This is a genomic window from Paenibacillus sp. FSL K6-2859, from assembly GCF_038008265.1.
Classification (GTDB): domain Bacteria; phylum Bacillota; class Bacilli; order Paenibacillales; family Paenibacillaceae; genus Paenibacillus_AQ; species Paenibacillus_AQ nitricinens.
Window position 1 is genome coordinate 5,206,985 of sequence record NZ_JBBOYU010000001.1, and the last position, 25,436, is coordinate 5,232,420.

Annotated in this window: 22 protein-coding genes, 2 tRNA genes and 1 other annotated feature; of the genes, 1 reads left to right on the forward strand and 23 read right to left on the reverse strand. The window is 45.6% G+C overall.

Translation table 11 applies throughout. From position 1 onward, the window contains the following. Window positions 1-237: 237 nt before the first annotated feature. The 14 genes from MHB64_RS23300 to lspA all read right to left on the reverse strand — a co-directional run bounded on the left by MHB64_RS23300 (window position 238) and on the right by lspA (window position 15,047). A tRNA-Ile gene (locus MHB64_RS23300) sits at window positions 238-311 on the reverse strand. A 44-nt stretch (window positions 312-355) separates the two neighbouring features. Then, window positions 356-432: transfer RNA gene (locus MHB64_RS23305), tRNA-Met, on the reverse strand. Window positions 433-514: 82 nt separating this feature from the next. Beyond that, the gene (locus tag MHB64_RS23310; protein WP_019909365.1) at window positions 515-679 is read right to left on the reverse strand and encodes a hypothetical protein; all 165 of its coding nucleotides are present in this window, start codon (window positions 677-679) and stop codon (window positions 515-517) included. A gap of 111 nt (window positions 680-790) precedes the next feature. Next, window positions 791-2,278 (reverse strand): ABC transporter substrate-binding protein, encoded by a 1,488-nt coding sequence (locus MHB64_RS23315; RefSeq protein WP_341135474.1) that lies wholly within the window; start codon window positions 2,276-2,278, stop codon window positions 791-793. A 442-nt stretch (window positions 2,279-2,720) separates the two neighbouring features. Next, window positions 2,721-3,359, reverse strand: coding sequence for an orotate phosphoribosyltransferase (gene pyrE / locus MHB64_RS23320; protein ID WP_094873046.1), 639 nt, complete (start codon window positions 3,357-3,359; stop codon window positions 2,721-2,723). Further along, window positions 3,356-4,102 carry an orotidine-5'-phosphate decarboxylase gene (pyrF, locus tag MHB64_RS23325; RefSeq protein WP_341135475.1) on the reverse strand — a complete coding sequence of 249 codons (747 nt, stop codon included), beginning with the start codon at window positions 4,100-4,102 and terminating at the stop codon, window positions 3,356-3,358. The genes pyrE and pyrF overlap by 4 nt, the downstream gene beginning before the upstream one ends. A gap of 110 nt (window positions 4,103-4,212) precedes the next feature. Continuing rightward, on the reverse strand, window positions 4,213-7,440 hold the full coding sequence (gene carB / locus MHB64_RS23330) for a carbamoyl-phosphate synthase large subunit (protein ID WP_094873049.1): 3,228 nt from the start codon (window positions 7,438-7,440) through the stop codon (window positions 4,213-4,215). A 1-nt stretch (window position 7,441) separates the two neighbouring features. Beyond that, the gene (carA, locus tag MHB64_RS23335; RefSeq protein ID WP_094873050.1) at window positions 7,442-8,620 is read right to left on the reverse strand and encodes a glutamine-hydrolyzing carbamoyl-phosphate synthase small subunit; all 1,179 of its coding nucleotides are present in this window, start codon (window positions 8,618-8,620) and stop codon (window positions 7,442-7,444) included. A gap of 117 nt (window positions 8,621-8,737) precedes the next feature. Then, window positions 8,738-10,021 (reverse strand): dihydroorotase, encoded by a 1,284-nt coding sequence (locus MHB64_RS23340; protein ID WP_179281705.1) that lies wholly within the window; start codon window positions 10,019-10,021, stop codon window positions 8,738-8,740. Window positions 10,022-10,131: 110 nt separating this feature from the next. After that, window positions 10,132-11,037, reverse strand: coding sequence for an aspartate carbamoyltransferase catalytic subunit (locus tag MHB64_RS23345; RefSeq protein WP_341135476.1), 906 nt, complete (start codon window positions 11,035-11,037; stop codon window positions 10,132-10,134). A gap of 4 nt (window positions 11,038-11,041) precedes the next feature. After that, the gene (gene pyrR / locus MHB64_RS23350; protein WP_149647673.1) at window positions 11,042-11,605 is read right to left on the reverse strand and encodes a bifunctional pyr operon transcriptional regulator/uracil phosphoribosyltransferase PyrR; all 564 of its coding nucleotides are present in this window, start codon (window positions 11,603-11,605) and stop codon (window positions 11,042-11,044) included. 505 nt (window positions 11,606-12,110) lie between these two features. Next, the gene (locus MHB64_RS23355; RefSeq protein WP_094877676.1) at window positions 12,111-13,364 is read right to left on the reverse strand and encodes an LL-diaminopimelate aminotransferase; all 1,254 of its coding nucleotides are present in this window, start codon (window positions 13,362-13,364) and stop codon (window positions 12,111-12,113) included. Window positions 13,365-13,570: 206 nt separating this feature from the next. Further along, on the reverse strand, window positions 13,571-14,542 hold the full coding sequence (locus MHB64_RS23360; protein WP_341135477.1) for an RluA family pseudouridine synthase: 972 nt from the start codon (window positions 14,540-14,542) through the stop codon (window positions 13,571-13,573). Next, window positions 14,535-15,047: a signal peptidase II gene (gene lspA / locus MHB64_RS23365; protein ID WP_094873056.1), complete on the reverse strand. Its 513-nt coding sequence runs from the start codon at window positions 15,045-15,047 to the stop codon at window positions 14,535-14,537. Before lspA ends, MHB64_RS23360 begins: the two co-directional genes overlap by 8 nt. Window positions 15,048-15,294: 247 nt before the next feature. Between lspA and MHB64_RS23370 the strand changes: the two genes are divergently transcribed. Beyond that, window positions 15,295-16,020: a molecular chaperone DnaK gene (locus MHB64_RS23370; protein WP_094873058.1), complete on the forward strand. Its 726-nt coding sequence runs from the start codon at window positions 15,295-15,297 to the stop codon at window positions 16,018-16,020. 420 nt (window positions 16,021-16,440) lie between these two features. Here the strand turns inward: MHB64_RS23370 and MHB64_RS23375 are convergent, their stop codons facing one another. The 9 genes from MHB64_RS23375 to MHB64_RS23415 form a co-directional block, all read right to left on the reverse strand. Continuing rightward, window positions 16,441-16,731 (reverse strand): DUF5665 domain-containing protein, encoded by a 291-nt coding sequence (locus MHB64_RS23375; protein WP_373455841.1) that lies wholly within the window; start codon window positions 16,729-16,731, stop codon window positions 16,441-16,443. Between the two features lie 335 nt (window positions 16,732-17,066). After that, a complete protein-coding gene (gene ileS / locus MHB64_RS23380; protein ID WP_094877673.1) occupies window positions 17,067-20,159 on the reverse strand; it encodes an isoleucine--tRNA ligase in 3,093 nt (1,030 codons plus the stop codon). 355 nt (window positions 20,160-20,514) lie between these two features. Beyond that, window positions 20,515-20,789, reverse strand: a binding site (T-box leader). 280 nt (window positions 20,790-21,069) lie between these two features. Next, on the reverse strand, window positions 21,070-21,582 hold the full coding sequence (locus MHB64_RS23385) for a DivIVA domain-containing protein (RefSeq protein WP_076299650.1): 513 nt from the start codon (window positions 21,580-21,582) through the stop codon (window positions 21,070-21,072). A 228-nt stretch (window positions 21,583-21,810) separates the two neighbouring features. Continuing rightward, window positions 21,811-22,593 (reverse strand): YlmH family RNA-binding protein, encoded by a 783-nt coding sequence (locus MHB64_RS23390; RefSeq protein ID WP_094873063.1) that lies wholly within the window; start codon window positions 22,591-22,593, stop codon window positions 21,811-21,813. A gap of 9 nt (window positions 22,594-22,602) precedes the next feature. Then, the gene (locus MHB64_RS23395; RefSeq protein ID WP_060622150.1) at window positions 22,603-22,842 is read right to left on the reverse strand and encodes a YggT family protein; all 240 of its coding nucleotides are present in this window, start codon (window positions 22,840-22,842) and stop codon (window positions 22,603-22,605) included. A 34-nt stretch (window positions 22,843-22,876) separates the two neighbouring features. After that, entirely contained in the window at window positions 22,877-23,320 is a 444-nt protein-coding gene (locus MHB64_RS23400; RefSeq protein ID WP_094873064.1) for a cell division protein SepF, read from the reverse strand. A gap of 11 nt (window positions 23,321-23,331) precedes the next feature. Then, on the reverse strand, window positions 23,332-24,018 hold the full coding sequence (locus MHB64_RS23405; RefSeq protein WP_341135478.1) for a YggS family pyridoxal phosphate-dependent enzyme: 687 nt from the start codon (window positions 24,016-24,018) through the stop codon (window positions 23,332-23,334). 3 nt (window positions 24,019-24,021) lie between these two features. After that, window positions 24,022-24,879 carry a peptidoglycan editing factor PgeF gene (gene pgeF, locus MHB64_RS23410; RefSeq protein ID WP_341135479.1) on the reverse strand — a complete coding sequence of 286 codons (858 nt, stop codon included), beginning with the start codon at window positions 24,877-24,879 and terminating at the stop codon, window positions 24,022-24,024. A 131-nt stretch (window positions 24,880-25,010) separates the two neighbouring features. Next, window positions 25,011-25,322, reverse strand: a complete 312-nt coding sequence (locus tag MHB64_RS23415; protein WP_341135480.1) for a YlmC/YmxH family sporulation protein — start codon at window positions 25,320-25,322, stop codon at window positions 25,011-25,013. Window positions 25,323-25,436: the final 114 nt, after the last annotated feature.

The window sequence follows — 25,436 nt, forward strand, 5'->3', positions numbered from 1 at the left end:
CGATGTTCAACGAACGATATTCACACCTACTCCCGATCATGCAAGAAGAAGCCGTTGACAAATAGAAGCGGAACTGCAAAAATACGCTGAAAAACAACTCGAACCTGTGGATATATCATTCCCGTTAGCAAATCCGTTAGCAAACTTAAAATCCCGGCCTTTCCCCATCCTATTTTCTTTATATCACTAATCCTACAGACAGCAAAAAACCCTTACAAAGTAAGGGTTTTTGATAAGTGGGCCCTGAGGGACTCGAACCCCCGACCAATCGGTTATGAGCCGACCGCTCTAACCAACTGAGCTAAGGGCCCGGATCTAAAAATATCCGAATGTACAATTGCTGTTGTAAATAAATTGGTTGCGGGGGCAGGATTTGAACCTGCGGCCTTCGGGTTATGAGCCCGACGAGCTACCGGGCTGCTCCACCCCGCGTCAGAAAAAATATTCAAACAGCGACAATAAATAATATACAGTACAAATTGGGTCTACGTCAAGGAAGAATTTATAAAAGTTCTCAAGGCAGAAATCTAACTCCGTATCTTCCCTTACGGGAACGATAAATTTCTACAAAACGTGGGTCATGATAACCGTAAATCCAGCCATCTTGTTCCAATCTTTTAGCCAAACAACCTGCTTGAAATCTGGTCCTGAACAGTTTCGCGAAGTATATCCAATTCATGATGCCCTCTTCTCCTTTTCGCAAATTTATGATACACCGCTCTGAACTTATCATGCCCAAGTTCCACAAAATAAGCCACCAGAAAACTGGTGGCTAAGGGCATATTCAGAGTCATTCACCGATTGAGTCGAAATAGACCGTCGGATCTTTTCCAAGTGTATCCAGCATGGTATTCCCTTGCTTCTCCCAAGCTTTGAGTGCATTCTCGACGGTTTTCTTCCCCTGATAAACTTCAATGAATAATTGACGTCCAACATCGCTAATCCGGCTAATCCCAGGCTTCTGCATCTGTAAATTGATCAATAAAGGATCCGTTGCAGGTAAAGGCTTAAGCGTATAAAAAGCTTCCAAATTTACAGAAGGGGTTTGAGTGGTAATATAATCCTTACGGGAAGTCAGTTCACTCTTGTTATGGGCTTTAATTTTCGCAACCTCATTACTGTTGACGAACTTAATCAAATCCCAAGCATCTTCCTTATTAGTAGCCATAGAATTAATAGCCATCATATTGCCAAGCCATGTTCCAATAGCAACATCCGGTTTTTCCTGAAAGGTAGGTACAGTAACCACGCCCCAATTGATGGGACTATAATTTTTGATCTTAGCAGCATTACGGGCCACTCCCGCCAGTTCATTGAGATAACCATATTCTCCCACGACCATTGCTGCTTTTCCTGTGAGGAACAGATCGCCTTGGATTGGACTGTAGGCATTCCCTTCTGTTCCTGCAAAATCCAACCCATTGAACTCAGGTACAATTTGTTTCTTAACCAACTGGCTGTAAGTAGTCCAAGCCTGATTCCACTGTGTAGTATTTACAGTCATGTGCTGACCCTTATTATCGTACATCGTAAGTTCCAACGGTGCGACATAGCTCTGCATATCCCAAAATGGATCACTTAAGTAACGGTTCATTGAGAACCCGTATATCCGAGTTTCTTTATTAGATGACTTCTTCGTAACCTTATCTGCCAGCGTAAAAAGTTCATTCCAAGTCATCTTGTCCGTTGGATAGCCCACACCAGCAGCATCAAAGATTCCCTTGTTATAAAAAAGTGCACTAGACGAGAAGATCGGCGCCAACGCAACAAGACTTCCTCTACCCAGCTCACGAACTCCATTCAGCATTGTAGGCGCCATATTGCTTAAATCATACTGATCACGCGCTATAAGCGGCTCCAGCGATTGGACAAGATTATGATCCACCAAACTCTTCACTAATGCGCTATCACCGACGATCACATCAACAGGCTTATCCCCGCCCATAATCGCTCGGATATTTTCCAAATTGTCAGAGCTTACGTCTGAGGAGCTGTTATTGTATCGAAGGTCATTCGTATCTATAGCCGGAATAATCTCCAATTTGATTTCTGGATGCTGCAACTCATACATATCCGTAAACTGCTGACGAAAAAACGTATCGTCCTCCCCAGACCATAGACTCCCAATACGCAATACACGCTGCTCCACTGAAGACTTAGAAGGCTCAGCCCAAGCCGTATTCCACCCATCAGAGATTAGTGGTAGTATCAGCGCAGCGCATACCCCAAAGCTTAACCAGCGGCGCCACAGCCGTTTATTGTTGTTTATATGATTCATTATTATTTCCTCCCATAAAATACTTGATTCTTCTACATCGAATGGATAAATAATCCATAATTCTAGTAACAGTATAATGCTTTAATCAAGAAGGGAAGTTACAGGACGTTTAAAGTTATACTACGATTTCTTCATATTATTCTCATAAAAATGTTACTAGGAGCTTTTGCAGATACTTATCTCAACTTTACCACTCCTTACTACCTTTCCTATGAGCGAACATTCCTACCCTTTACGACTGGATAATTGCACAAAGTGCAACTATAGTGCCAATTCCTCTAAGAAAAGTTAGTTTAAATGTACAAAATACAACTATTCGTGTCTTGGATGGCAGTTGAGTATGTTGTGTCTCTCTTTTTAATCCCACTCTATGCAATTAAAAAATAAAAGCCCCTCACTGAAAAGTGAGAGGCTCGCCCAAACCAGGCTCATTTATTTAAGCTTAAACACCAAATGATGACGGATCTTTTCTCCAAGACTTCAGTGCTTCTACGTCCGTCAATTCAATTTTACCTTGTGCAAGAGCCACATCAATCAATGTGCTGTAGTTGGACAAGCTTTGTAATGGCATTTCAGCTGCAGCAAAAGCATCCACTGCACGGTCCAGCTCATAGCTGAAGATTGCGAGTACAGCCAACACTTCTGCGCCAGCTTCTTGCACGGCCTGAGCCGCTTTGATGGAGCTTCCACCTGTGGAGATCAAATCTTCAATAACAACAACCTTTTGTCCCGGCTTAATCAGACCTTCGATCTGATTCTGCTTGCCGTGGCCTTTAGCTTTATCACGGATATAAGCCATAGGCAGATTGAGCTTATCTGCTACCCAAGCCGCGTGTGGAATACCCGCGGTTGCTGTACCTGCAATCACTTCAGCGTCCGGATACTCGCTCTTAATAAGCTGGGCGAAGGCATCTGCGATATAGTTACGAACTTCCGGGTAAGCCATAGTCAGACGGTTGTCGCAATAGATCGGCGATTTGATACCAGAGGTCCATGTAAAAGGCTCCTGGGGACGCAGTGCTACTGCTCCAATCTCCAGCAGATAACTTGCTACTTGTTCACTTCTATTTAATGAGCTCATGCTAGGGTCATCTCCTCAATAATGTTTAGTGCTGCTTGACGTGGATCTGGTGAAGCTGTAATCGGCCGTCCTACTACAAGGTAGTGACTACCCTGACGAATGGCTTTTCCAGGTGTCATAACCCGGGACTGATCGTCCAAGGAAGCACCTGCTGGCCGGATACCCGGTGTAACCGTGCAAAATGCCGGGCCGCAAGCTTCTGCGATAGCTGCAGACTCTTGTGGCGATGCTACTACACCATCTAGACCCGCATCGGCAGCCAGCTTGGCGTATCTTACCACAGTAGCTGCTACCTCTCCAGCGATCCCAATTTCGTTATTCATCACTTCTTGACTCGTACTGGTTAGCTGGGTAACTGCAATAATCAAAGGCATCTTCAGGGCTGCATTAGTACTAACTGCTGAAGCCGCTCCTTCGCGCGCTGCCGCCATCATAGCTGTTCCCCCTGCCGCATGTACGTTAAACATATCAGCGCCAAGATTCGTAAGACTTTGAGCGCCACCTTTTACCGTGTTAGGGATATCATGCATCTTCACGTCAACGAACACAGAGTAGCCACGAGATTTCAGCTCTTGAATAAAGTCTGGTCCTGCCGCATAGAACAGCTGCATACCTACCTTCATGTAGCAAGGAATTCCTTCCAGCTTATCGATTAAGGCTCTTGCTCTAGTCACATCAGGATAATCCAAAGCGATCATCAGACGATTCGCCATTGCTTTCCACTCTACTTCTTCAACTCCCATAACCATGCTCCTATCCAGTGCAGACTACATCCACACTGTTTATTTATTTGACCCTAGGCATAGCGGAACGGTCTGCGTAAACGCAAACCGCCCTATGCATCTTTATGAGATTAGTTCAATTGTCCTACAAAAGCAGGCATGGACTGTGACGAGAAGTTAATCGTCTGCAGCATTCTGAGAAGTGCCGCCACTGTATCCAGTGAAGTCATACATACGACGCCATTCTCAACCGCTTCACGGCGAATACGGAATCCGTCACGTTCTGGCGTTTTACCTTTAGTCAGGGTATTAAAGACGAAGTTAGCTTGCCCACCACGAATCAAGTCGAGAATGTTTGGCGCACCTTCATCCAGTTTATTCACATTCATTACGTTAAGGCCTGCATCTTCAAGTGCTTGTGCCGTGCCTCCAGTAGCAATGATTTTGTAACCCATGGAATGGAAGCCCTTCATAAGTTCTACAGCTTCTGCTTTATCTTTATCTGCCACCGTAACAATGATAGCGCCTGTAGCTGGAATTTTCATTCCTGCTCCTACCAGACCTTTGTATAAAGCTTTTGCGTACAATTTATCACGGCCCATAACTTCACCGGTTGATTTCATTTCAGGTCCAAGCGTAGGTTCTACTCTGCGCAGTTTAGCAAAAGAGAACACTGGCACTTTAACCGATACATAATCGCTTTCCGGCCACAAACCTTCTGTATAACCGTCATCCTTCAGCTTGCTGCCGAGAATGATTTTGGTTGCCAAATGCGCCATTGGAATTCCAGTCACTTTACTCAGGAAAGGAACTGTACGCGAGGAGCGTGGATTTACTTCGATTACGTATACTTCGTTCTGATAGATAACAAACTGGATGTTGACCAGTCCAATCGTCTTCAGTTCCTTAGCGATCTTGATAGTGATTTCAGCGATTTTTGCTTTTAGACCTTCATCCAGATATTGCGGAGGATATACAGCGATAGAGTCACCGGAGTGAACACCTGCGCGCTCAACATGCTCCATGATGCCCGGAATAACTACCGTCTCACCGTCACAAATCGCATCTACCTCAACCTCTTTACCTAACATGTAACGGTCAATCAATACCGGATGCTCTGGATTCACTTTAACCGCTTCTACCATGTAGCTAAGCAGTTCAGTATCGTTATATACAATTTCCATTGCGCGTCCGCCTAGTACATAGGAAGGACGAACCAGTACCGGATATCCAAGGGATTGTGCAGTTTCTACGGCTTGATCCACATCGGTAACTGTCTTACCTTTTGGTTGAGCGATATCAAGACGACCCAGCAAAGCTTCGAATTTCTTACGGTTCTCAGCTTCATCAATGCTATCGAGGCTAGTTCCGAGAATCTTCACACCAGCAGCACTTAGGGGTGCCGCAAGGTTAATCGCGGTCTGACCACCGAATTGAACGATAACCCCAATCGGATTCTCTTGTGCGATTACGTTCATAACATCTTCAAAGAATAGAGGTTCAAAATACAACCGGTCCGAAGTATTGAAGTCTGTAGATACAGTCTCAGGGTTATTATTGATGATAACCGCTTCGTATCCAGCCTTTTGAATCGCCCATACCGCATGCACTGTGGAATAATCGAACTCAATCCCTTGACCGATCCGAATTGGACCAGATCCCAGCACGATAACTTTTTGCTTATCAGAATGAATGACCTCATTCTCAGTCTCATAAGTCGAGTAATAGTAAGGTGTAGAAGCTTCAAACTCAGCCGCACAGGTATCTACCATCTTGAACACAGGTGTTAATCCTTGCTCCAAACGTAGCGCGCGCACATCTGCTTCTTTAGTATACTTGCCGTCCGCTTGTCCTTCTGCACGAATCTCAGCAATCGCACGGTCTGTAAAGCCTTTGCGTTTCGCTTGGTATAGCGTTTCCGCTGACAAGGTTTCTTCTCCGCGAATCACATCTTCAAAGTTAATCAAACCTTCAATTTTGGAGAGGAACCACCAGTCCACGTTCGTAATATCCTGAATTTCTTGCAGCTCATAGCCACGACGGAAAGCTTCAGCAACCAGGAACAGACGCTCGTCATCAGGCTTCGCAAGACGTTCACGCAGCACATTCTCTTCCAATGCTTCTGCACCTGGCAGACGGAAACGATGAACACCAATCTCCAAGGAACGAATTGCTTTATGAATGGACTCTTCAAAAGTACGGCCGATTGCCATTACTTCACCAGTTGCCTTCATCTGCGTACCAAGCTTACGGTTCGCATGAATGAACTTGTCGAAAGGCCAACGTGGAATTTTACTTACGATATAGTCAAGTGTAGGTTCGAAGCATGCATAAGTCTGTCCGGTAACCGGATTGACGATTTCATCCAGCGTGTAGCCCATTGCGATTTTAGCAGCCATTTTGGCAATTGGATATCCAGTTGCTTTGGAAGCCAAAGCCGAGGAACGGCTGACACGCGGGTTTACTTCGATTACATAGTACTGATAACTTTGTGGATCAAGTGCGAATTGTACGTTACATCCACCCTCAATATTCAGGGCGCGAATGATTTTGAGCGAAGCTGTACGCAGCATTTGGTATTCGCGATCTGACAGCGTTTGGCTAGGTGCCACAACAATACTGTCACCTGTATGTACGCCTACAGGATCAAAGTTTTCCATGTTGCAGACAACGATACAGTTGTCATTAGCATCCCGCATAACCTCGTATTCAACTTCCTTCATGCCGGCAATACTTTTCTCCACTAGACATTGTCCGATCGGGCTATAACGAATACCTGCTTTGACGGTTTCACGCAGTTCTTCTGCGTTATCGCAGATCCCGCCACCTGTGCCGCCAAGTGTATAAGCTGGACGTACAATCAGAGGGAAACCAATCTCTTCAGCGAAATTCATTGCTTCATCTACAGTAGTGATAATGGTGCTATCCGGTACAGGTTGTTCCAATTCACGCATTAGGTCACGGAACAAATCACGATCCTCTGCTTTCTCAATGGAATCAAGCTGTGTACCGAGAAGCTTAACATTCTCTTGCTCAAGTACACCTGCACGAGCCAATTCTACAGCCATATTTAGGCCGGTTTGACCACCTAGCGTTGGAAGCAATCCATCGGGACGCTCTTGGCGAATAATCGCAGTTACGAATTCAAGCGTAATAGGCTCGATGTACACTTTATCAGCAATATTTGTATCAGTCATAATTGTTGCTGGATTGCTGTTAATCAGTACGACTTCCACGCCTTCTTCTTTAAGGGCTTGGCAAGCCTGAGTTCCTGCGTAGTCAAACTCCGCTGCTTGACCGATGACGATCGGTCCGGAACCGATCACTAGTATTTTTTTAAGCTTATCGTTCTTTGGCATGTTATAGAGCTCCTTTCACGGCTTCAAGCTGTAAGTTAGTTTTTGGCGCCGTGATTCTGGCGTTTGCCGCAAGTTGTGCCTGACGTGAAATAACAGGTGTCTTTGCTTTATGATCTGCAATCAATTGAAGGAAGCGATCGAATAAGTAGCTGCTGTCATGTGGTCCTGGCGCTGCTTCTGGATGATATTGCACCGAAAATGCTGGGTAACGAGTATGTTTAATTCCTTCAACCGTCTTATCATTATTATTAATGTGAGTAACTTCTAGTTCAGTGTTCTTCACAGATTCCTCATTTACGGTATAACCATGGTTCTGAGAAGTGATGAAGCAGCGTCCACTTTCCAGTTCCTTCACAGGATGATTGCCACCGCGGTGACCGAATTTCAGCTTCTCTGTGTCCGCTCCACAAGCCAGTGCAAACAACTGATGACCTAAGCAGATGCCGAAGATCGGATATTCGCCAAGCAATTCAGAAATGGTCTTAACAGCGTGAGGCACATCTTTCGGGTCCCCAGGGCCATTGGACAGCAGGATACCATCCGGGTTCAGACGGCGAACTTCTTCCGCTTTTACATCATGTGGCACTACAACAACATCACAACCACGTTCGTTAAGCTCACGCAGGATACCAGCCTTCGCACCGTAATCCACAAGTACAATTCTTTCTTTGTTGCCTGGGCTGCTATACGAACTTGCAGTTGATGTACGAGCTACCTGATTGCGCAATTCCTCAATCGTAGTATTTCCCATCATTTCCATCAGTTCCTCTACACGTTTGTTAGAGGTGGTTAGGATGGCTTTCATTGTTCCGTAGTGGCGAATAATCCGAGTCAACATCCGAGTATCAATCTCGCTGATCCCTGGAATATCGTATTCCTTTAGCAGATCGTCCACACTATATTCAGCACGCCAGTTACTAGGTACTTCTTCATGACGACGCACTACAAAGCCGTGTACGAAAGGTCGAACAGATTCAAAATCATCCCGAGTAATCCCGTAGTTCCCGATCAATGGGTAAGTCATTGTAACGATTTGTCCGCAATATGAAGGGTCAGACAGCACCTCTTGATATCCTGTAATTCCTGTATTAAAAACAACCTCGCCTGTCTTTTCGCCCTCAGCGCCAAATGCGGTACCTGTAAATAAAGTTCCGTCTTGCAGCAGCAATCTCGCCTGCATTCCATTCCACTCCTTCTTGTTTCTGTAGTCTAATGCTTATGCCTTACAAGCCTTCCGGAGTGAACGTGTACACAATCACTGCTCCGTAAAGATCAGCAACTCCGCCCCACCAGTCCGCTAGTTTTTCTCAGTCCATACGGCTTTGCCGTCTACCCATGTCATTACTGGCCAGCCCTTAAGCTTCCAGCCACCAAAAGGAGTATTCCGTCCTTTACTTGCGAAAGATCCTGGGTCTACTTCTTTCTCCTGCTCCAAATCAATCAGTGTCAAATCTGCAGGAGCTCCGATATCCATCACACCGGTGTTCAGTCTGAATACCCGTGCAGGATCAGCTGTCATTCTTTGTACCAGTAAGGATAAATCCCATTTCCCCGTTGCTACAAACGCTGTGTATAGTAGTGGGAAGGCTGTTTCGAATCCAACGATACCAAAAGGTGCAAGCTGCATGCCTTTAGCCTTCTCTTCTTCACTATGCGGCGCATGGTCAGTAACAATCATATCTAGTGTGCCGTCTAGCAAACCTTCGATACATGCCTCAACATCGCGGCGGGAGCGAAGCGGCGGGTTCATTTTCCAATTGGCATCAAGGCCTGGAATATCTTCTTCAGACAGCAGCAAGTGATGCGGACACACCTCAGCAGTCACTTTAATGCCGATTTCTTTCGCTTGGCGTATCAGGCGTACCGATTGTTCAGTACTTACATGGCATACATGGTAATGAACGCCTGTTGCTTCAGCCAGCAAAATATCGCGTCCAACATGGATCGCTTCCGACTCATTTGGAATTCCTTTCAGGCCATGCTTTCTTGCGAACTCACCCTCGGCTACACAGCAGCCTTCAACCAGTGAATTATCCTCACAGTGAGCAATGACTGGCATATCCAATGCTGCGGCGATGTTCATAGCATCTTTCATCATTTGAGCACTTTGCACGCCCACGCCGTCGTCGGTATAACCAATCGCTCCAGCTTCTTTAAGCGCTGCAAAATCAGTCAGCTCACGTCCAAGCTCATTTTTCGTAATGGCTGCATAAGGAAGTACTTTTACGAGTCCTGCTTCACGCGCTTTGTCTTTCACAAATTGTACGATTTCCGGGGTATCTGTTACTGGACGGGTATTAGGCATACAAGCGATGGTTGTAAATCCGCCTTTGGCAGCCGAACGACTTCCGGTTTCCACGGTTTCCTTGTGTTCAAATCCCGGTTCGCGTAAGTGCACATGCATATCAATGAGTCCTGGAATGAGCAGTTTGCCTTCAGCATCAATGATCTCTCCAGCTTCTGGAGCAGCTTCATTTCCATCGATGAAGGCCGAGATAACACCTTCTTCAAGTACAATATGTTTCCGCTCTAACAAGCCTTCCTTATTCAATACGCTGGCGTTTCTAATAATCACTGTCATGATTCTACCTTTACCCACAGTTCCCGGCTGTGAGCCCTCTCATTATTATATAATAAAAATTCATGTTTGTGTATATTTATTAGTCCTTATTCATCATCATTCTTTGATCTTTATAGTAAAGCTCTTTCGAGAACCGCCATCCGAACCGGAACTCCATTAGACATTTGCGGGAAAATCCTTGATTGACTGCTCTCTACAACTGCATCATCAATCTCGACATTCCGGTTAACCGGAGCTGGGTGCATAATGATTGTACCTTTTGCGAGCTTAGCTGCGCGCTCTTCCGTTAAACCATAATGTCTGCGGTAATCTTCCGCAGAAAGTACGATACCAGAAGAATGACGTTCCAGCTGCACACGAAGCATCATAACTACATCTGCTTTAAGAGCTTCCTCTATGGTTACATAAGGTGCATATTCCATAAGCTCAGGAGCCTTCATATTCTCCGGTGCACAGAATTGCACTTTAGCCCCTAGCTTTGTAAGTCCCCACAGATTGGAGCGTGCTACCCGGCTATGCATGATGTCCCCGATAATAGAAACCGTGAGACCCTTTAAATTTCCAAACGTTTTGGTCATGGTGTAAAGATCAAGCAGCGCTTGTGTTGGATGTTCATTGTTGCCGTCACCCGCGTTAATAAGCGGTATGTTCACCTTCTCAGCTAGCTGCTGCAGCACACCTGCAGGCTTCAAACGCACAACTCCGGCATCGATCCCCATCGATTCCAGTGTGCGTACTGTATCGTAGATCGACTCCCCTTTTTCTACACTAGAAGCTGCAGCCGTAAAATTCAGTACTTGTGCACCCAGTCGTTTCTCTGCCATTTCAAAGGAGAAACGAGTGCGTGTGCTGTTCTCAAAGAACATGTTAGAAATAAAATGCGAGTTCAAAATGGGAGTTAGCTTCTTGCTCTGATTGTCCCAGTACGCTGTTCTGTCCAGCAACCCAGTGATTTCCGACCGGTCAAGCTCTTTTATTCCCAGCAGACTACGTTCCTTTACCTTTGTAAGTGTCATGATGTTATCGTTCCTCCCGGTTTGAAATAATGTAGACCTCATCTTTGCCGTCGTATTCCTTCAGCGCCACTTCAATCTGCTCATGCTTTGAGGTAGGTACATTCTTACCGATGTAGTCTGGTCGGATCGGCAGCTCACGGTGTCCACGGTCAGCCAGTACTGCCAGTTGAATCATTCGTGGGCGTCCACAATCCATCAAAGCGTCCATCGCCGCACGGATGGTGCGTCCGGTGTAAAGCACATCGTCGAACAAAATGACCTTCTTATCATGGATGCCATCATTGCCGGAAGTAATAATGACGTTACTCTTCACTACTGCTTCACTGCCTCCTACTTCACGGTCATCCCGATAATGCGTGATGTCGAGTTCGCCGTAAGGAATCTCGACGCCTTCAATTTCCTTGATCCGCTCAGCGATGCGCTGTGCTAGGTACACGCCTCGTGTCCGGATACCGACCAGCAGACAATTCTCAATCCCTTTGTTCTTCTCCAAAATCTCATGAGCAATACGCGATAATGCCCGGCGGATCGCCGTTTCGTCCATAATTACATTTTTCTCAGTAACCATAATCTTGTCACCCTCCACTTGTTTCGCCTGTTCAAGTTCCTGGAAATCAAAAAACTCCTTGCCTATTAACAGGCAAGGAGTGAAATCCGCAGATGAAGAAGATGGTGGCCGCGCGCATAAAAAGACAGTCCGGTGTATACACACGGGTACCTTTCTAAGAGTCGCGAACCTCGATTCACGTTACCTTGCCAGCCTCACAGGACTGAATTAAAGGCGCTATTCATTTAATGAGAATTATGACAGAACAAACACGGCATGTCAACTTTATCTGCCTAAACTACAACACTTTCCAAGCCTGCTTCTATTAACAACAAAAGGAAGGCGGTAATGCTGAATATTTCTTTAGAAATAAAAGAAGAACCTCCCTATATTTGAACTGATTCCTCCTAAACACAGATTCATAGGGAAGGTTACCCTATTTTTCCTGTAGATTTGTTAGATCTAAACTCAACGCAAAAAAGCCACCCAAGGTTTCCCCTAGGCAGCTTCAATGTCTAACTAATGATTAAAATTCAAACTCCACATCGCTTAAGCGTCTTTGGATCTCAGAGATGACACGTCTTTCTTCCTCTTCCCCTTTAGCAATGAAGGTAACAGAGAAACGTACAAATGGACCTGCATCATCCCAAGGCACGGTAGAGATTAACTTCTCACGGATCAGGAATTGCGAGAAATCCTCACCGGATTCGAAACGGCGGCCACCCTTGACACCCTTCGGTGCAGCCACATAAAGGAAGAAGGAACCCTTTGGTTTCTCAGCTTGGAAGCCGAGGCTGTTCAGTGCATCCACCAACAGGTTGTGACGACGAGAATACTTGGCAGCAATTGCTTCTGTAATCTCTGGATGCGCAAGACCGTAAGCAGCAGCTTTTTGAATCGCGATAAATTGACCAGAATCGTTATTGTCCTTCACATCACTGAAGGCTTTTACCACTAAAGGATTTCCGGCAACAAAGCCGATTCTCCAACCCGTCATATTGTAGGACTTGGACAAGGAATGCAGTTCCACCCCTACGTCCTTGGCACCTGGCACAGAGAGGAAGCTAAGTGGCTTCAAACCGTCATAGGTCAAAGCAGCATATGGTGCGTCATGAATTACGACTACATCATATTTTTTAGCCCATGCAACGACCTCAGCAAAAAACTCAGGCGTCGCACTAGCGCCCGTCGGATTGTTTGGATAGTTCAAGTAAAGAAGCTTAGCTTTATGAGCAACCTCTTCCGGAATTTCGTTCAAATCTGGAAGGAATTTATTCTCCTTCTTCAGCTCTACCGTAAACACTTGTCCACCCAAGTATTTAGTATGTGTACCCAGCACTGGATAACCCGGCACCGTCATGATCGTAATATCCCCAGGATTGATGAAGCAAGAAGGCAACATCGCCAGCGCAGGCTTAGATCCGATAGAATGAACTACCTCCGTAACGGGATCAATGCCTTCAACACGGAATACTTCCCGCAAATAATCAGCTGCAGCTGTCTTAAACTCAGCAATTCCATTGTCCGCATAACCACGATTTTCTTCCTTAGCTGCTTCTTCCGCCAGCTTAGCCACGATACCTGCATCAGCCATCTCGTCTGGCTCTCCTACGCCCATATCGATCAATTCAATATCAGGAAAATCCTGTTTTGCGGATGCTTTCGCACGTTTGATCTTCTCAAATTTATAAATCGAAGTGTCCTTGCCGTAGTTCGCACCGCCGATGCGGTCTGCAAAATTAGTCTGAATGAAGCTGTCTTGGTATTGTTCAATACTCATACTTTCATCTCATCTCCTGGCTATCTATTCTCATTTTAGAAGAAACGGCTTCGCCGTCCCTTGGATGGCTTATGTTTCTAGAGATCCGTTTCAGTTATAAAAATAAGGATAAAGAATAAGGCATAACCTTCTCTTTATCCTTATGTTATTAAATATGATGGAAAGCAGAGTTCAATTCCATAGACTAATTATCACTTCATTTGTACTTATCTGCTGCGCAATGTGAACAGAACCTCTTCCATGTCTTCCGGAATAGGTCTGCTGAATTCTTTATATTCACCTGATGTAGGATGAATAAATCCAAGCACCGCTGCATGTAACGCCTGTCCATTCATAGCTGTTCCTTTGCTGCGTCCATAAACCGGATCACCTACAAGCGGATGACCAATGAATTTCATATGCACCCTGATCTGATGCGTGCGGCCAGTCTCCAGTTGCAGCTCCAGTAGAGTACATTCACCAAAGCGCTCCATCACCGTAAAATGGGTCACAGATTTCTTACTGTTCTTTTCCGTGACAGTGTATAGTTTGCGATCATGTGGATCTCTACCGATCGGAGCATCAACCGTACCTTTGTCATGCGACAAGTTGCCGTGTACAACAGCTATATAGCGGCGTGTTACACTGTGCTCTTTAAGCTGTGCTGCGAGCGACGCGTGACTGGCATCATTTTTAGCCACCATAATAAGACCAGAGGTATCCTTATCAATACGATGTACAATACCTGGACGAATCTCACCATTAATACCGGATAGATCCTTACAATGATACATCAGTGCATTTACCAAGGTGCCAGACGGATGCCCGGCAGCCGGATGCACAACCATACCACGCGGTTTATTAATCACAATGACATCGCTGTCCTCGTAGACAACATCAAGGGGGATATTCTCCGGAATCAAATCGGTCACTTCTGCTTCAGGAACGATGATGGAAACTACATCGCCTTCTGAGAGCTTATAATTAGCTTTCACGGGTGCTCCATTAACCATAACATGGCCACCACTGATCCACAGCTGCACCTGAGAACGTGAAACATCCTCTTCCCAAGATTCCGTAATATATTTATCGATACGCTCCTTCGCGTTCTCCGCCGAAACAGTCCACTCCGTGACGTCCCTCTCTTCTTCGCTCGTAGTTGCCGCTTGGTGATTGACGTCTTTATTCAAATCATTCATTCCCTTCCCTTACTTCCTTTGCTTCTTTTACTTCTTTAATTTCCGTAATTTCTTCACCGTTCTTAAGATCGCGGAAGGAGTCCAAAAGAATTAAACCAACCCCAATGACGATACACGAATCTGCAACGTTAAAAATCGGGAAGCTATAGCTTCCAAAATTAAACAGAAGGAAATCAACAACCTCACCACTAATCATCCGGTCGAGGAAGTTACCTATCGCTCCACCCAGAACAAGTCCAAGGGCAACCGACAGCATCTTCCGCGAATGTCTAGTTTTGTTCAAGTACCAAACGATACCTGCAACCACTACAACCGTAACTAAAAAGAAGAACCATTGCTGACCTTGTAGGATCCCAAAAGCAGCTCCGCGATTACGATGTGAGGTAATTAGGAAAAAATTCCCGATGACCGGAATCTGTTCCCCGAGCTCCAGACGTGTGGCAATGAGATACTTCGTTCCCTGATCCACCAAAAATACAATAAGAGCAATCAAATAGTACACCACAGAAGTTGTCACTCCGTTCTTATTTTTCCCGCCAAATGCGGTACAAATACTGTTATAAGACTTGTATATTGTAGCACAGCCCTTAGAAGATCGTCTATTGCGTGACACCTCTCGGGCGCTTAATCTTGGGGACTATTTTCCATCGCTAAAATAACGCCTCTCAGGTCAACCTAACAAAGAACCATCCGGTGCAAATCGGTTAGTCGGAAGGATTCTTAGAAAAAGTACAGAAAGGAGCTTACTCATCATGACGCACCTGACAGTACAGCAGCTCTCAGAGCTGCGCGCCCGATTAGAAAAAGACCGTGATACTATTCAGCACAGGCTTCAGAATAATGAAAATTACGGCTTACAGGAATCCATGCGGGATGGCACCGGAGAACTTTCCGAGAATGACAACCATCCAGGAGATGCAGCCACCGATTTGTATAACCGCTCCATGGATATTTCACTGCTAGAGCGGGACGAGCATGAGCTGGATGATATTGAAGCTGCTCTCAACGCTATGGATGAAGGCACCTATGGGATATGTAAGGCTAGCGGTCAACCGATCCCTTTTGAGCGTCTATCCGCCATTCCCTCCACACTTTATTCTAAAGAGCACGCCCCACGTCAAAATGCACCCTTTACTCGGCCCATTGAAGAAGAATTTTTATCTCCTCCATTTGGGCGGACTAGTCTCGATGAACGAGAGGATCAAAATGGCTTTGATGGTGAGGATGCCTGGCAGATTGTAGAAAGCTATGGCAGCTCCAATTCCCCCGCTATGGCGGAGGGCAATAATATTGACTCCTATAATGATATGGAAATTGAAGCGGATGAGCTGGAAGGCTGTGTGGAGCCTTGGGAGAACTTTATCGCTACCGATATTACAGGTAATCATTTAATGGTAGTGCCGGGACGTAGCTACGAGCGTTATAAGGATAGCGACGAGGGAAGTTTCATGCTTGATCCACTCGAAGGCGAGGAGTAAAAGCATTGTCGCTACAAGAAAATGAACAGCGCGCGGTTCCAGTATCATGATGGAATGGCCCGCTGTTTTTTTATTTTTTCTGCTCTATGTCATTTTGTTAAGAAAATGTTCAGATTCAGCTGGTAAACTGATCTAACGGATGCTGAAATCGACATACAAGGAGTGTAACGTAAGTGAATCAGGAGTATTTTAAAAATGTACAGAAACTCAGTCATGAAGATGATAGACGATATTTATTATTAATGAGAGGTTTGCGTATCATACACAAGAAAAAAAAGCAGTGCAGCCCTCTCCAAAGATTAAAGAACGAAAGATACGGACTGAGGAGAAACGTAGAAGCCCAAGGCTGGGTAAATCCACCTAAGAAAATAGACCGAACCCTAATCACCCTACAACCGGAGTAAAGACCACTTTTAAAAGCTATTTGAATTCCAGCTGACGCTGTACAATTCGTACAATATCCGCAATATAATCTCCGATGATCGGCAGATTCAAGGCTCCAAGCCCCTGAAGGACATAAATGATCGTTGCTGCAAAAAAAGTAAAGCCTAGCGCGATCCCAACGCCACGAGCCGTTCCATATAAGATATTTTTCCAAATTAAAGTCCAAGGTGAATGTAACAGCTCTGTATATTGATAAATTCGTGATTTCTCCAATATATTAGCCCATTCAAAGGTTAATCGATACATCGTATTCATTTTTTCTTCCAGTGGAATATCTTCTGGATTACGATGATCTGCTGTTAAACGCTCAGGGTTTTCCTCAGGAATAACCTTTTTCTCCGCTCCCTTATCTGGGCTGTTCTTGTTGTCGGATGTCTTGACGGAGATTCTGTTCTTCTGATCCTCCACAGCCACAGCTCCTCTCATACGTCTATATTCGCCACAAAGTAAACGAGCCCGGTCAAAGAGAATGAATCTCCTTGAGCACGGGGCTCGTTATTTTTGCGGGCGAAATATAAAGACTATATTTCCCGCATAAACAGAAGTTCTCTGTTTACACTTGTGCCGCTAGTATATGCTGTTTTGGGACAGGTAATGCAGATTTACGCTCCAATATGGATACCGATGGATTTACCACCGACATCTACCGATTCAAAAGCATGTTCTCCGCCAAAATCAACCGTAGTTACAAGTACATTGTCTCGCAATACATTCTCAAAGGCTGTAACTGCTGCTTTAAGCTCATCGTCTACATTCAGCGTGAGTGCGATCCGTTTCTCGATCGGCAGATCCAAACGTTTACGGTAATCTTGAACCGCACGAATGATCTCACGAACCCAGCCTTCTTGTTCAAGCTCAGGTGTGATTTCAGTATTGAGCGCAACCGTAATTCCATATCCGGAAGCTGCAGCGAAACCTGCTTTAGCTTCTTTTTCAACGAGTAGCTCATCAGAAGTGATCACCAGCTCTTCTCCCTCTGGTGTCGCAATCGCGATTGAGCCGTCTTGCACCGCTTTGCGGGTGGAGTCACTATCCAAAGCTTTCAGGAAGCCTTGCAGGAAGCCGACGTTTTTACCGTATTTTTTACCCGCAACTTTAAGATTCAGCTTGAGTGTGAAGTCAACAAATCCACTGTCGCTAGTCTCTAGCACGATGTTCTTGATGTTGATCTCGTCTTTAATGATCTCTTCATACTCAGCCAAATGAAAGTCGCGGTTCATCGAAACGATCAGCTCAGACAGCGGTTGACGATTCTTAATGCCTGTTTCGTTACGCACATTACGCGCCAGCTCAACGATTTGTCTCGCACTTTCCATATCCTCTTCCAGCTCTTTATCGATCAAGCTTTCATCAGCAACCGGATAATCTGCTAAATGCACACTTTCTCCGCCGCCAAGGTTCGTGAAGATATCTTCAGACAACATCGGTGTAAATGGAGCCATCAAAGACGCGGTCTTTAAAAGCACATGAGTCAGTGTACGGTAAGCATCCAGCTTATCTTCACCTAGACCACTACCCCAGAAACGGTCACGGGAACGACGGATATACCAGTTGCTCAGCTCATCTATAAAGTTCTCAATACCTTTGGATGTATTCACGAAGTCATTTACTGCAAGTCCTTTGTCTACCAAAAGAATCAAGCTGTTCAGACGGGACAAAATCCAGCGGTCCAGCTTATGTTCCGACACTTTAAAAGGATGATCGGCAGGATCATAACCATCGATGCCTGCATAAAGCGTCAAGAACGCATGCGTATTCACCAGTGTATCTACAACTTTGGATTTGGTTTCCCCTACAAGACCACGAGAGAAACGTTTGTTATTCCACGGTGCACTATCGGACAGAATTGCCCAACGGAAAGCATCCGTGCCGTAATCGTTCATGATATCCCAAGGATCAATAACATTGCCTTTTGATTTGGACATTTTTTGACCATTCTCATCAAGGATATGACCGTGAGCAATAACAGCTTTATATGGAGCTTTACCTTTAAACAAGGTAGATACAGCTAGTAAGCTATAGAACCATCCACGTGTCTGGTCGATCCCTTCACAGATCATATCTGCTGGATATTGATCATTCAGCTTATCCTCGTTCTCAAATGGATAATGACTTTGCGCAAATGGCATCGAACCACTATCGAACCAAACATCGATAACCTCCGGTGTGCGAACCATCTCTGCACCTTCGCTGAAAGGACTGCGCAGCTTGATCTTATCTACAAAAGGCTTATGCAGCTCGATATCCTCAGGTACATCGCCAATCGCCATCGCTCTTAGTTCTTCAATGCTGTGTGGAGCGAACTCTTTGCCCGTTTCTTGACATACCCAAACATTAAGCGGTGTCCCCCAGTAACGATTACGGCTGATATTCCAGTCCACCAGTTCATCCAGGAACTTCCCGAAACGGCCTTCACGTACATGCTCAGGATACCAATCTACGCTGTTGTTATTAGCAATCAGCTGATCTTTGATCGCTGTAGTGTTGATGAACCAGCTGTCTGTTGCGTAGTACAAGAGTGGTGTATCACAACGCCAGCAGAACGGATAGCTGTGCTCGTATTTTTCTTTGCCGTAAAGCAGTCCTTTTTCAGACAAAGCTTTAACGATATCCAAATCGCAATCCTTCACGAAGCGTCCAGCAAAATCAGACACTACATCCGTATACTTACCGGAGTTATCAACCACGTTCACGAAGCTGATGCCGTTCTCGCGGCAAGTCTTGTAGTCATCTTCGCCATGCGCTGGTGCCATGTGAACAATCCCTGTACCACTGGAATCTGTAACGAAGGAAGCACCTACGATGACATTGCTTTTCTCTGCCTTGATGTATCCGAATGGAGGAGCGTAAGTTTTGCCGATAAACTCGGAACCTTTATGTGTAGAAAGGACTGTGTGCTCGCCTTTCATTACTTCCTCCACCAAATTTTTGGCAACAATGTAGATACCATCTTCTTGTTGTACACGTACATAGTCCATGTCAGGGTTCATGGCTAATGCCATATGCGCTGGCAGCGTCCAAGGTGTAGTCGTCCAAGCTAGTACGTAGTCTCCACTGTCATCCAGTTTGAACTTTGCAGTCGCACTGAGATCCTTGACGGTCTTGTAGCCTTGGGCTACTTCATGGGAGCTTAGGGTAGTCTGGCAGCTAGGGCAGTAAGGACTAACGCGGTGTCCGCGGTAGAGCAATCCTTTGTCATGCACAGTAGCCAAGATGTTCCACACGCTCTCGATATACGTGTTATCCAAAGTTACGTAAGGATTATCCAGATCCGTCCAGTATCCGATACCCTCAGTAAACTCGCGCCATTGCTTCTCATAACCAAAGACGCTGTCTTTACATTCCTGAATGAATTTTTCTACGCCATATTCCTCGATCTCTTGTTTGCCGGAGATGCCAAGCTTCTTTTGTACACCTAGTTCTACTGGCAGACCATGTGTATCCCAGCCGGCTTTACGAACCACGCGGTAGCCTTTCATCGTTTGGTAACGACCGATGAAATCCTTGATTACACGGCCCAGCACGTGCCCGATATGCGGAGCACCATTGGCTGTAGGAGGACCTTCGTAAAATACATAGTTCGGACGTCCTTCACGATTCTCCATGGATTTACGGAACGTATTTTCGTCGCTCCATTTCTTCAGTATGCGGACATCTCTTGCCCGCGCTTTTTCTTTGACATCTACTTTTTGCATGTGATGGTCAATCCTTTCATGGTTTAGTCTGTAAAGCCGTAAGCGGCACGCTTTATCTCAGGCATCCGAGCCGCGATCCCGTAGGGCAGCACTGGCTCGGGGTGCCACATGGAGCGGCGAGTGAAACGCCGGTCTGCTCTAGCAGTGAAGGCCCCGCAGGCTAACCCGCCAGGGGAGCCTAAGAAGGGCCGCTCCTTCAGCCACATGAGTCCGTTCGCTTCCACCACCGTACCTATATGCACGAGGCTTTACATTGCCGGTGTCCAGAGGGCGGCAGCCCTTGGGGTCCCCCTTAGAAAGGGGGATTTAGGGGGATGGCCACCCCGGAACAACAAAATAAGCGTCATCCCACCCCCAAAGGGGCGAGACAACGCTCGCGATACCACCCTAATTCTGCGCATGAGCACATCCTTAAGGGGAATGTATTCAGCACAATCTCAGTCCTGTGCGTAAATCTCATGCACAGGTCCGGTGTAACGTCCGGCAGACGGCTAAGCTTACGCACGATCAACGCTTCAGCTTAACTTCTAGGGGAAGATCTTCCGGCAGGGTTCGAACAATCGGCTCTCAGCAATCGCCGACTCTCTGGAGAACGTTACCTTGTCGTACTTGTCCCGTCATCGAATACATATAAACATTATACAGATATGTTCTATTTATAGACTTTTTAAGTCTAAATGTCAACAACCGCTAGCGAAATCCGCAATTAGGAGTATACCAGTGTAGGCTGAATACTTTATTATGATCGATTTTAGCGGAAAATAAAAATAGAGGGAATAACTCCCTCTATTTAGCCGATTTAGCATGAAATTATAAATTAGAGGGAATTCCCTCTAATCTGATCGAAGACCATTAAGCCCCAGATCTGGCCTAATCACACACCAAATCAGCATTCAATCGTCATAATGCATCAGATACGATGTAGAACATCATCCTTAAAAGTTACGCTCTCGCTTGCCTCACGACTCTCCAAGGCATTCCAGTCATCCTGAGACAACAGCTCAAGCTGTGCTTCCACCAATGTGCGAAAACGAGTGCGATAGATCGAAGCTTGCTTGCGCAATTCTTCAGTCTCAATAGCAACCTTACGGGATTTGGATAACGCTTCGTTAATAATCCGATCCGCGTTCTTTTCCGCTTCCTTGATAATGAGCTGCGATTCCTTCTTGGAGTTGTTCTTCACATCATCCGCCGCTTCCTGAGCGACTAAGATCGTTTTCGATAAACTCTCTTCAATATTCACAAAATGATCTAAACGCTCTTGAATGGACAAAAGCTGATTCTGCAGCTCTTTGTTCTCACGGATGACACTTTCGTAATCCTTAATGACTTGATCCAGAAATTCGTTGACCTCGTCCTCATCATAACCGCGAAGTCTCCGAGAGAACTCCTTGTTATGTATATCGAGCGGTGTTAATGGCATGCTGTGCACCTCCTAGAAATTTCGGACCTTCTAAGTCTCTGAACCAACCCTGCGCAGCAGACAAAGAAGCAAGACTGTACTTCAAGTAAAGGCAGAGGATTATATCAACGCTCCAACTGCCATTCATGGTTCGCCTCTTCTATAAAATATCGGCGTCCTGCTTTAAAAATGTTTGATTCCCTCGAAATAATCAATTTCGACAAGTAAAGCCGGATTCCTGCAAGGGATTCACACAAATTTACCAACCTGAACACGGTATCGGCCCTTTTTCGTCAAACTACCGACCTCTAGAACCTTGAATCGACCAAATCCTTGAATAGATACCATGTCACCATCTTTAAGTCCGCAGGAAGGGTCTTCTTCCACTTTCCAATTTACCCGAACGCGTCCAGCCTTGATGGGAGCAAGAATTTTGCTTCGGCTAAGCCGTGTTACATCTGCGGCAATGCCATCCAATCGTAGGGACGCTACAGTCAAATCCATCATTTCCAGCTTCACCTCACTATTACGCAAGGCAGAAAGTGGCAGTACCTCCGTGCTCACCTGTATTCGATGAACTCCAGTTAAATTCATGGCTAAATAATCTGCAATATCAGCAGCTACTACCACATGACAACCATCGTCCAGAACATGAATATCACCGATTTTGCCACGTTTTACTCCAACACCCAGAATAGAGCCCATGTAGTCCCCATGCTCTAGCGCCAGAAACTTTTGCTCACCAGAGGTTATCGCAAGAACCTTCAGCTCCATGTCCTCATGTTCCAGATCACGATAATCAGGCGCAATGAGTGCTCGCTTCCGCTCTGCCTCAGGGTGGCCGCCTTCCCATCTGACGATAACATCTGGATGCCGATTGACGAGACTTTGCAGAATAAATCCTTGGCGCGGATCTAGAAATTCGGTCAGTTTCGTCTCATGATATTCTCCAGCATGGGTAACCCATTCCCAAGCCTTGTCCACAAATTGTCTTTCATCGGGATGAAAATGCCCGTAAACTTCTGTCTTCATCACTTCTGCCTAAAAAATTAAGTGCAAAATGGATTTGAGTCCACCTGCCGCAAATTCTAAGACAAGCAGTGCTATGATCGGGGAAATATCAAGCGTACCAAAGAGTGGCGGAATAAACCGACGAAATGGTGTCAAATACGGCTCAACAAGCTTGCTCAGCAGTTCTCCGATAAAGTTCTCACGAACATTTGGTAACCACGACATCAGTACGTAGAAAATAATCATGTAAAAATAAATATTAAACAGCATATCAATAATGTAATCAATTTGGAGCAAAGCTCATTCACCTCATTCTGTTATAGTCTGGATCGTCACCTAGGATTTCTGTAATGGCACCTTGAATTTCAACGGTATCTGGCGTGCACATAAATATATTGCCCCCAATTTTAGAGATTCCTCCCCCAAGGGCATAAACGGTTCCGCTAAGAAAATCAATAATTCTCATTGCCTGATCATTACGGACACGCTGAAGATTAATCACTACCGTCCGGTGAGAACGGAGATGGTCCGCAATTTCCTGTGCCTCATCGTACGAACGCGGCTCATAGAGTACAACTTTTACATTCTTCTGCGAATGGATACTGACAACGTTGCCCCTTTGATTTTTGCGGGTTTCGACAGGGGCTGGCTCATATTCATCCTCATCTTGGGAAATACGCTCCCGCTCCACAATTTCCTCTTCCTCCTGCAAGCCCAAAAAACTCATAAATCGGTTCATAACGCTCATCACGATCCCTCCTAATGGCCTACTAACACCGTACCTAGGCGTACCCAGGTGGCTCCTTCCTGTATCGCCACTTCAAAATCATTCGACATTCCCATGGATAACTCCGTAATCGGCTCAGGTGTCAAAGCAAGTTGATTGAGCGCATCGCGCAGCTCACGAAGTCCGCGAAATACAGGGCGGGTAAGCTCCGGATCACCTTCTAAAGGTGCCATCGTCATTAGTCCAATTACTTTTACACGGTCGAGACTGGCAATTTCACGCAAAAATCCCGGTACCGCCTCAGGCGACAGACCAAATTTCGTATCTTCTCCAGAGATGTTTACTTGAAGAAAGACATTCACTTCTTGATCTGCGGCAATCGCCTTTTTGTGTAATTCTTGCGCCAGGGATATCCGGTCTAAAGAGTGTATATATTGAAACTTGCCAATAACGTCTTTAACCTTATTGGTCTGCAAATGCCCGATAAAATGCCATGTCCCTTGGTCCCCTAAAACCTTCCATTTGTGCTCAGCATCCTGCCAGCGACTCTCGGCAATATGCTCTAGGCCTGCCTCCAATACGGAGGACACCATTTCCAGAGAAACATATTTCGTCACTGCAATTACCTTGACGTCATTTCGATCCCGGCCGCTTGCCGCGCAGGCACGTGCTACACGTTCCTCTACTTCAGCAATTCTCTCCTGCAGTGTTAAAGCCAACTTTCAACTCTCCTTTATTCCGATCCAGCTCGTCATCCTGCCTGTAACCCCATTTTCTTTACGATAAGAAAAGAACAAATCTTGATTACAGCTTGTACACCAAGAAGTACATTCGATATGAGTCGGCAATATTCCTGCTTTAATCATAATGCGTCGATTCATTTCTTTCAAGTTTAGCATGTATTTGTTCTCATCTGTGTCAGATGTTCTGTATAGCCCTACAGAATCGGCTGTTTCTGTCGGCTTGCTCAAATCACCCTCCAATTGACGGACATGCTTCATCACATAATCGTCCACCTCATAACAACAGTCCCCAATGGAGGGTCCGATCGCTGCAATGATATCCTGCGGATGGCTGCCGTAAACGGTCTCCATTTTACTCACCATCGCGGCTGCAATCTGGGCCACAGTTCCCTTCCAGCCAGCATGCGCAAGACCGACGACTCGGTGCACTGGATCATAAAAGTAAAGAGGCACGCAATCCGCATAAAAAGAAGTAAGCAATACACCCGGCACATCTGTAAGCAAGCCATCGGTTGTCTGAAATGCCGAGGCTCTATCCTTTTGGCCCCGACCACGATCGGCTTCCCTTACCACTGCTATTTCTACTCCATGGGTTTGTTCCCCACAAGTCCAAGCTTCCGGCTTGAAATCAAGAGCTTCCGCAAGCGTCCTACGATTCGTTAAGACATCTTCCGGAGCATCCCCAACATGAAATGCACAATTCAGGCTGTCATAAGGCTTTTTGCTAGCCCCTCCCTGTCTACCTGTAAACCCTGCTGTAATTTCTTTATGCTCCACACACCAAGGCTCCAGATGGAGCAGCATAAGTGTTTCCTTCCCCTGCACAAACGGTTCCATATCCTCACCTCCGCCTAAGTGTACCACATGTAAATACCCCCACAAAATGCGTTTAAGCTTAAAACCTCAAATTAACAGCTTTTTATGCGATGCACTCCAATTCTTTTATAAAAAACAAAAAACGCACCTAATTAATAAGTGCGCCGTTCGCCTCGGTCCCCTCGTTCCAGATACATCGTTTCTCGTTCATCCTGCCCTTGAGGCATTCTTGATTCTTCAATCTTCACAAGCACTACATCAGACCCGATTTTGACAATATTTCGCCATGGAATAATCAGATCCGTTCCTCCTCCGAACAAACCCATAAACCGTGTGTAGCCGGGAATTACAATGGCATCGATGACACCTCGGCGTAAATCAAGCTCTAAGTCACTGATTTGGCCTAGTCGTTTGCCATCCACAATATTAATAACGTCTTTAGTCTGAAAATCAGAGATTTTCATCTTTTTAGCTGATCCTAAATAATCCTCGTTCATTTCACCACCCCTGTACAATCAGACCTATAGTCCAATATATGTTATGAAAGCTTGGCCACATGCCTGAAATATCCCTGCAAA

Excerpts from the sequence above, each read along its gene's own strand:
- pyrF (WP_341135475.1), bottom strand. The coding sequence starts at position 4,102 with ATGGGAGTTGAAGAAGTAGAGTGGAAAGCAATGGCGAATCGTCTGATG.
- MHB64_RS23390 (WP_094873063.1), bottom strand. The coding sequence starts at position 22,593 with ATGAAGACAGAAGTTTACGGGCATTTTCATCCCGATGAAAGACAATTT.
- MHB64_RS23360 (WP_341135477.1), bottom strand. The coding sequence starts at position 14,542 with ATGAATGATTTGAATAAAGACGTCAATCACCAAGCGGCAACTACGAGC.
- MHB64_RS23395 (WP_060622150.1), bottom strand. The coding sequence starts at position 22,842 with ATGCTGTTTAATATTTATTTTTACATGATTATTTTCTACGTACTGATG.
- MHB64_RS23310 (WP_019909365.1), bottom strand. The coding sequence starts at position 679 with ATGAATTGGATATACTTCGCGAAACTGTTCAGGACCAGATTTCAAGCA.
- pyrR (WP_149647673.1), bottom strand. The coding sequence starts at position 11,605 with ATGGTTACTGAGAAAAATGTAATTATGGACGAAACGGCGATCCGCCGG.
- MHB64_RS23340 (WP_179281705.1), bottom strand. The coding sequence starts at position 10,021 with ATGACAGTGATTATTAGAAACGCCAGCGTATTGAATAAGGAAGGCTTG.
- ileS (WP_094877673.1), bottom strand. The coding sequence starts at position 20,159 with ATGCAAAAAGTAGATGTCAAAGAAAAAGCGCGGGCAAGAGATGTCCGC.
- MHB64_RS23345 (WP_341135476.1), bottom strand. The coding sequence starts at position 11,037 with ATGACACTTACAAAGGTAAAGGAACGTAGTCTGCTGGGAATAAAAGAG.
- MHB64_RS23315 (WP_341135474.1), bottom strand. The coding sequence starts at position 2,278 with ATGAATCATATAAACAACAATAAACGGCTGTGGCGCCGCTGGTTAAGC.
- carA (WP_094873050.1), bottom strand. The coding sequence starts at position 8,620 with ATGCAGGCGAGATTGCTGCTGCAAGACGGAACTTTATTTACAGGTACC.
- pgeF (WP_341135479.1), bottom strand. The coding sequence starts at position 24,879 with ATGGAACCGTTTGTGCAGGGGAAGGAAACACTTATGCTGCTCCATCTG.
- pyrE (WP_094873046.1), bottom strand. The coding sequence starts at position 3,359 with ATGAGCTCATTAAATAGAAGTGAACAAGTAGCAAGTTATCTGCTGGAG.
- carB (WP_094873049.1), bottom strand. The coding sequence starts at position 7,440 with ATGCCAAAGAACGATAAGCTTAAAAAAATACTAGTGATCGGTTCCGGA.
- MHB64_RS23355 (WP_094877676.1), bottom strand. The coding sequence starts at position 13,364 with ATGAGTATTGAACAATACCAAGACAGCTTCATTCAGACTAATTTTGCA.
- MHB64_RS23400 (WP_094873064.1), bottom strand. The coding sequence starts at position 23,320 with ATGAGCGTTATGAACCGATTTATGAGTTTTTTGGGCTTGCAGGAGGAA.
- MHB64_RS23385 (WP_076299650.1), bottom strand. The coding sequence starts at position 21,582 with ATGCCATTAACACCGCTCGATATACATAACAAGGAGTTCTCTCGGAGA.
- MHB64_RS23370 (WP_094873058.1), top strand. The coding sequence starts at position 15,295 with ATGACGCACCTGACAGTACAGCAGCTCTCAGAGCTGCGCGCCCGATTA.
- MHB64_RS23415 (WP_341135480.1), bottom strand. The coding sequence starts at position 25,322 with ATGAAAATCTCTGATTTTCAGACTAAAGACGTTATTAATATTGTGGAT.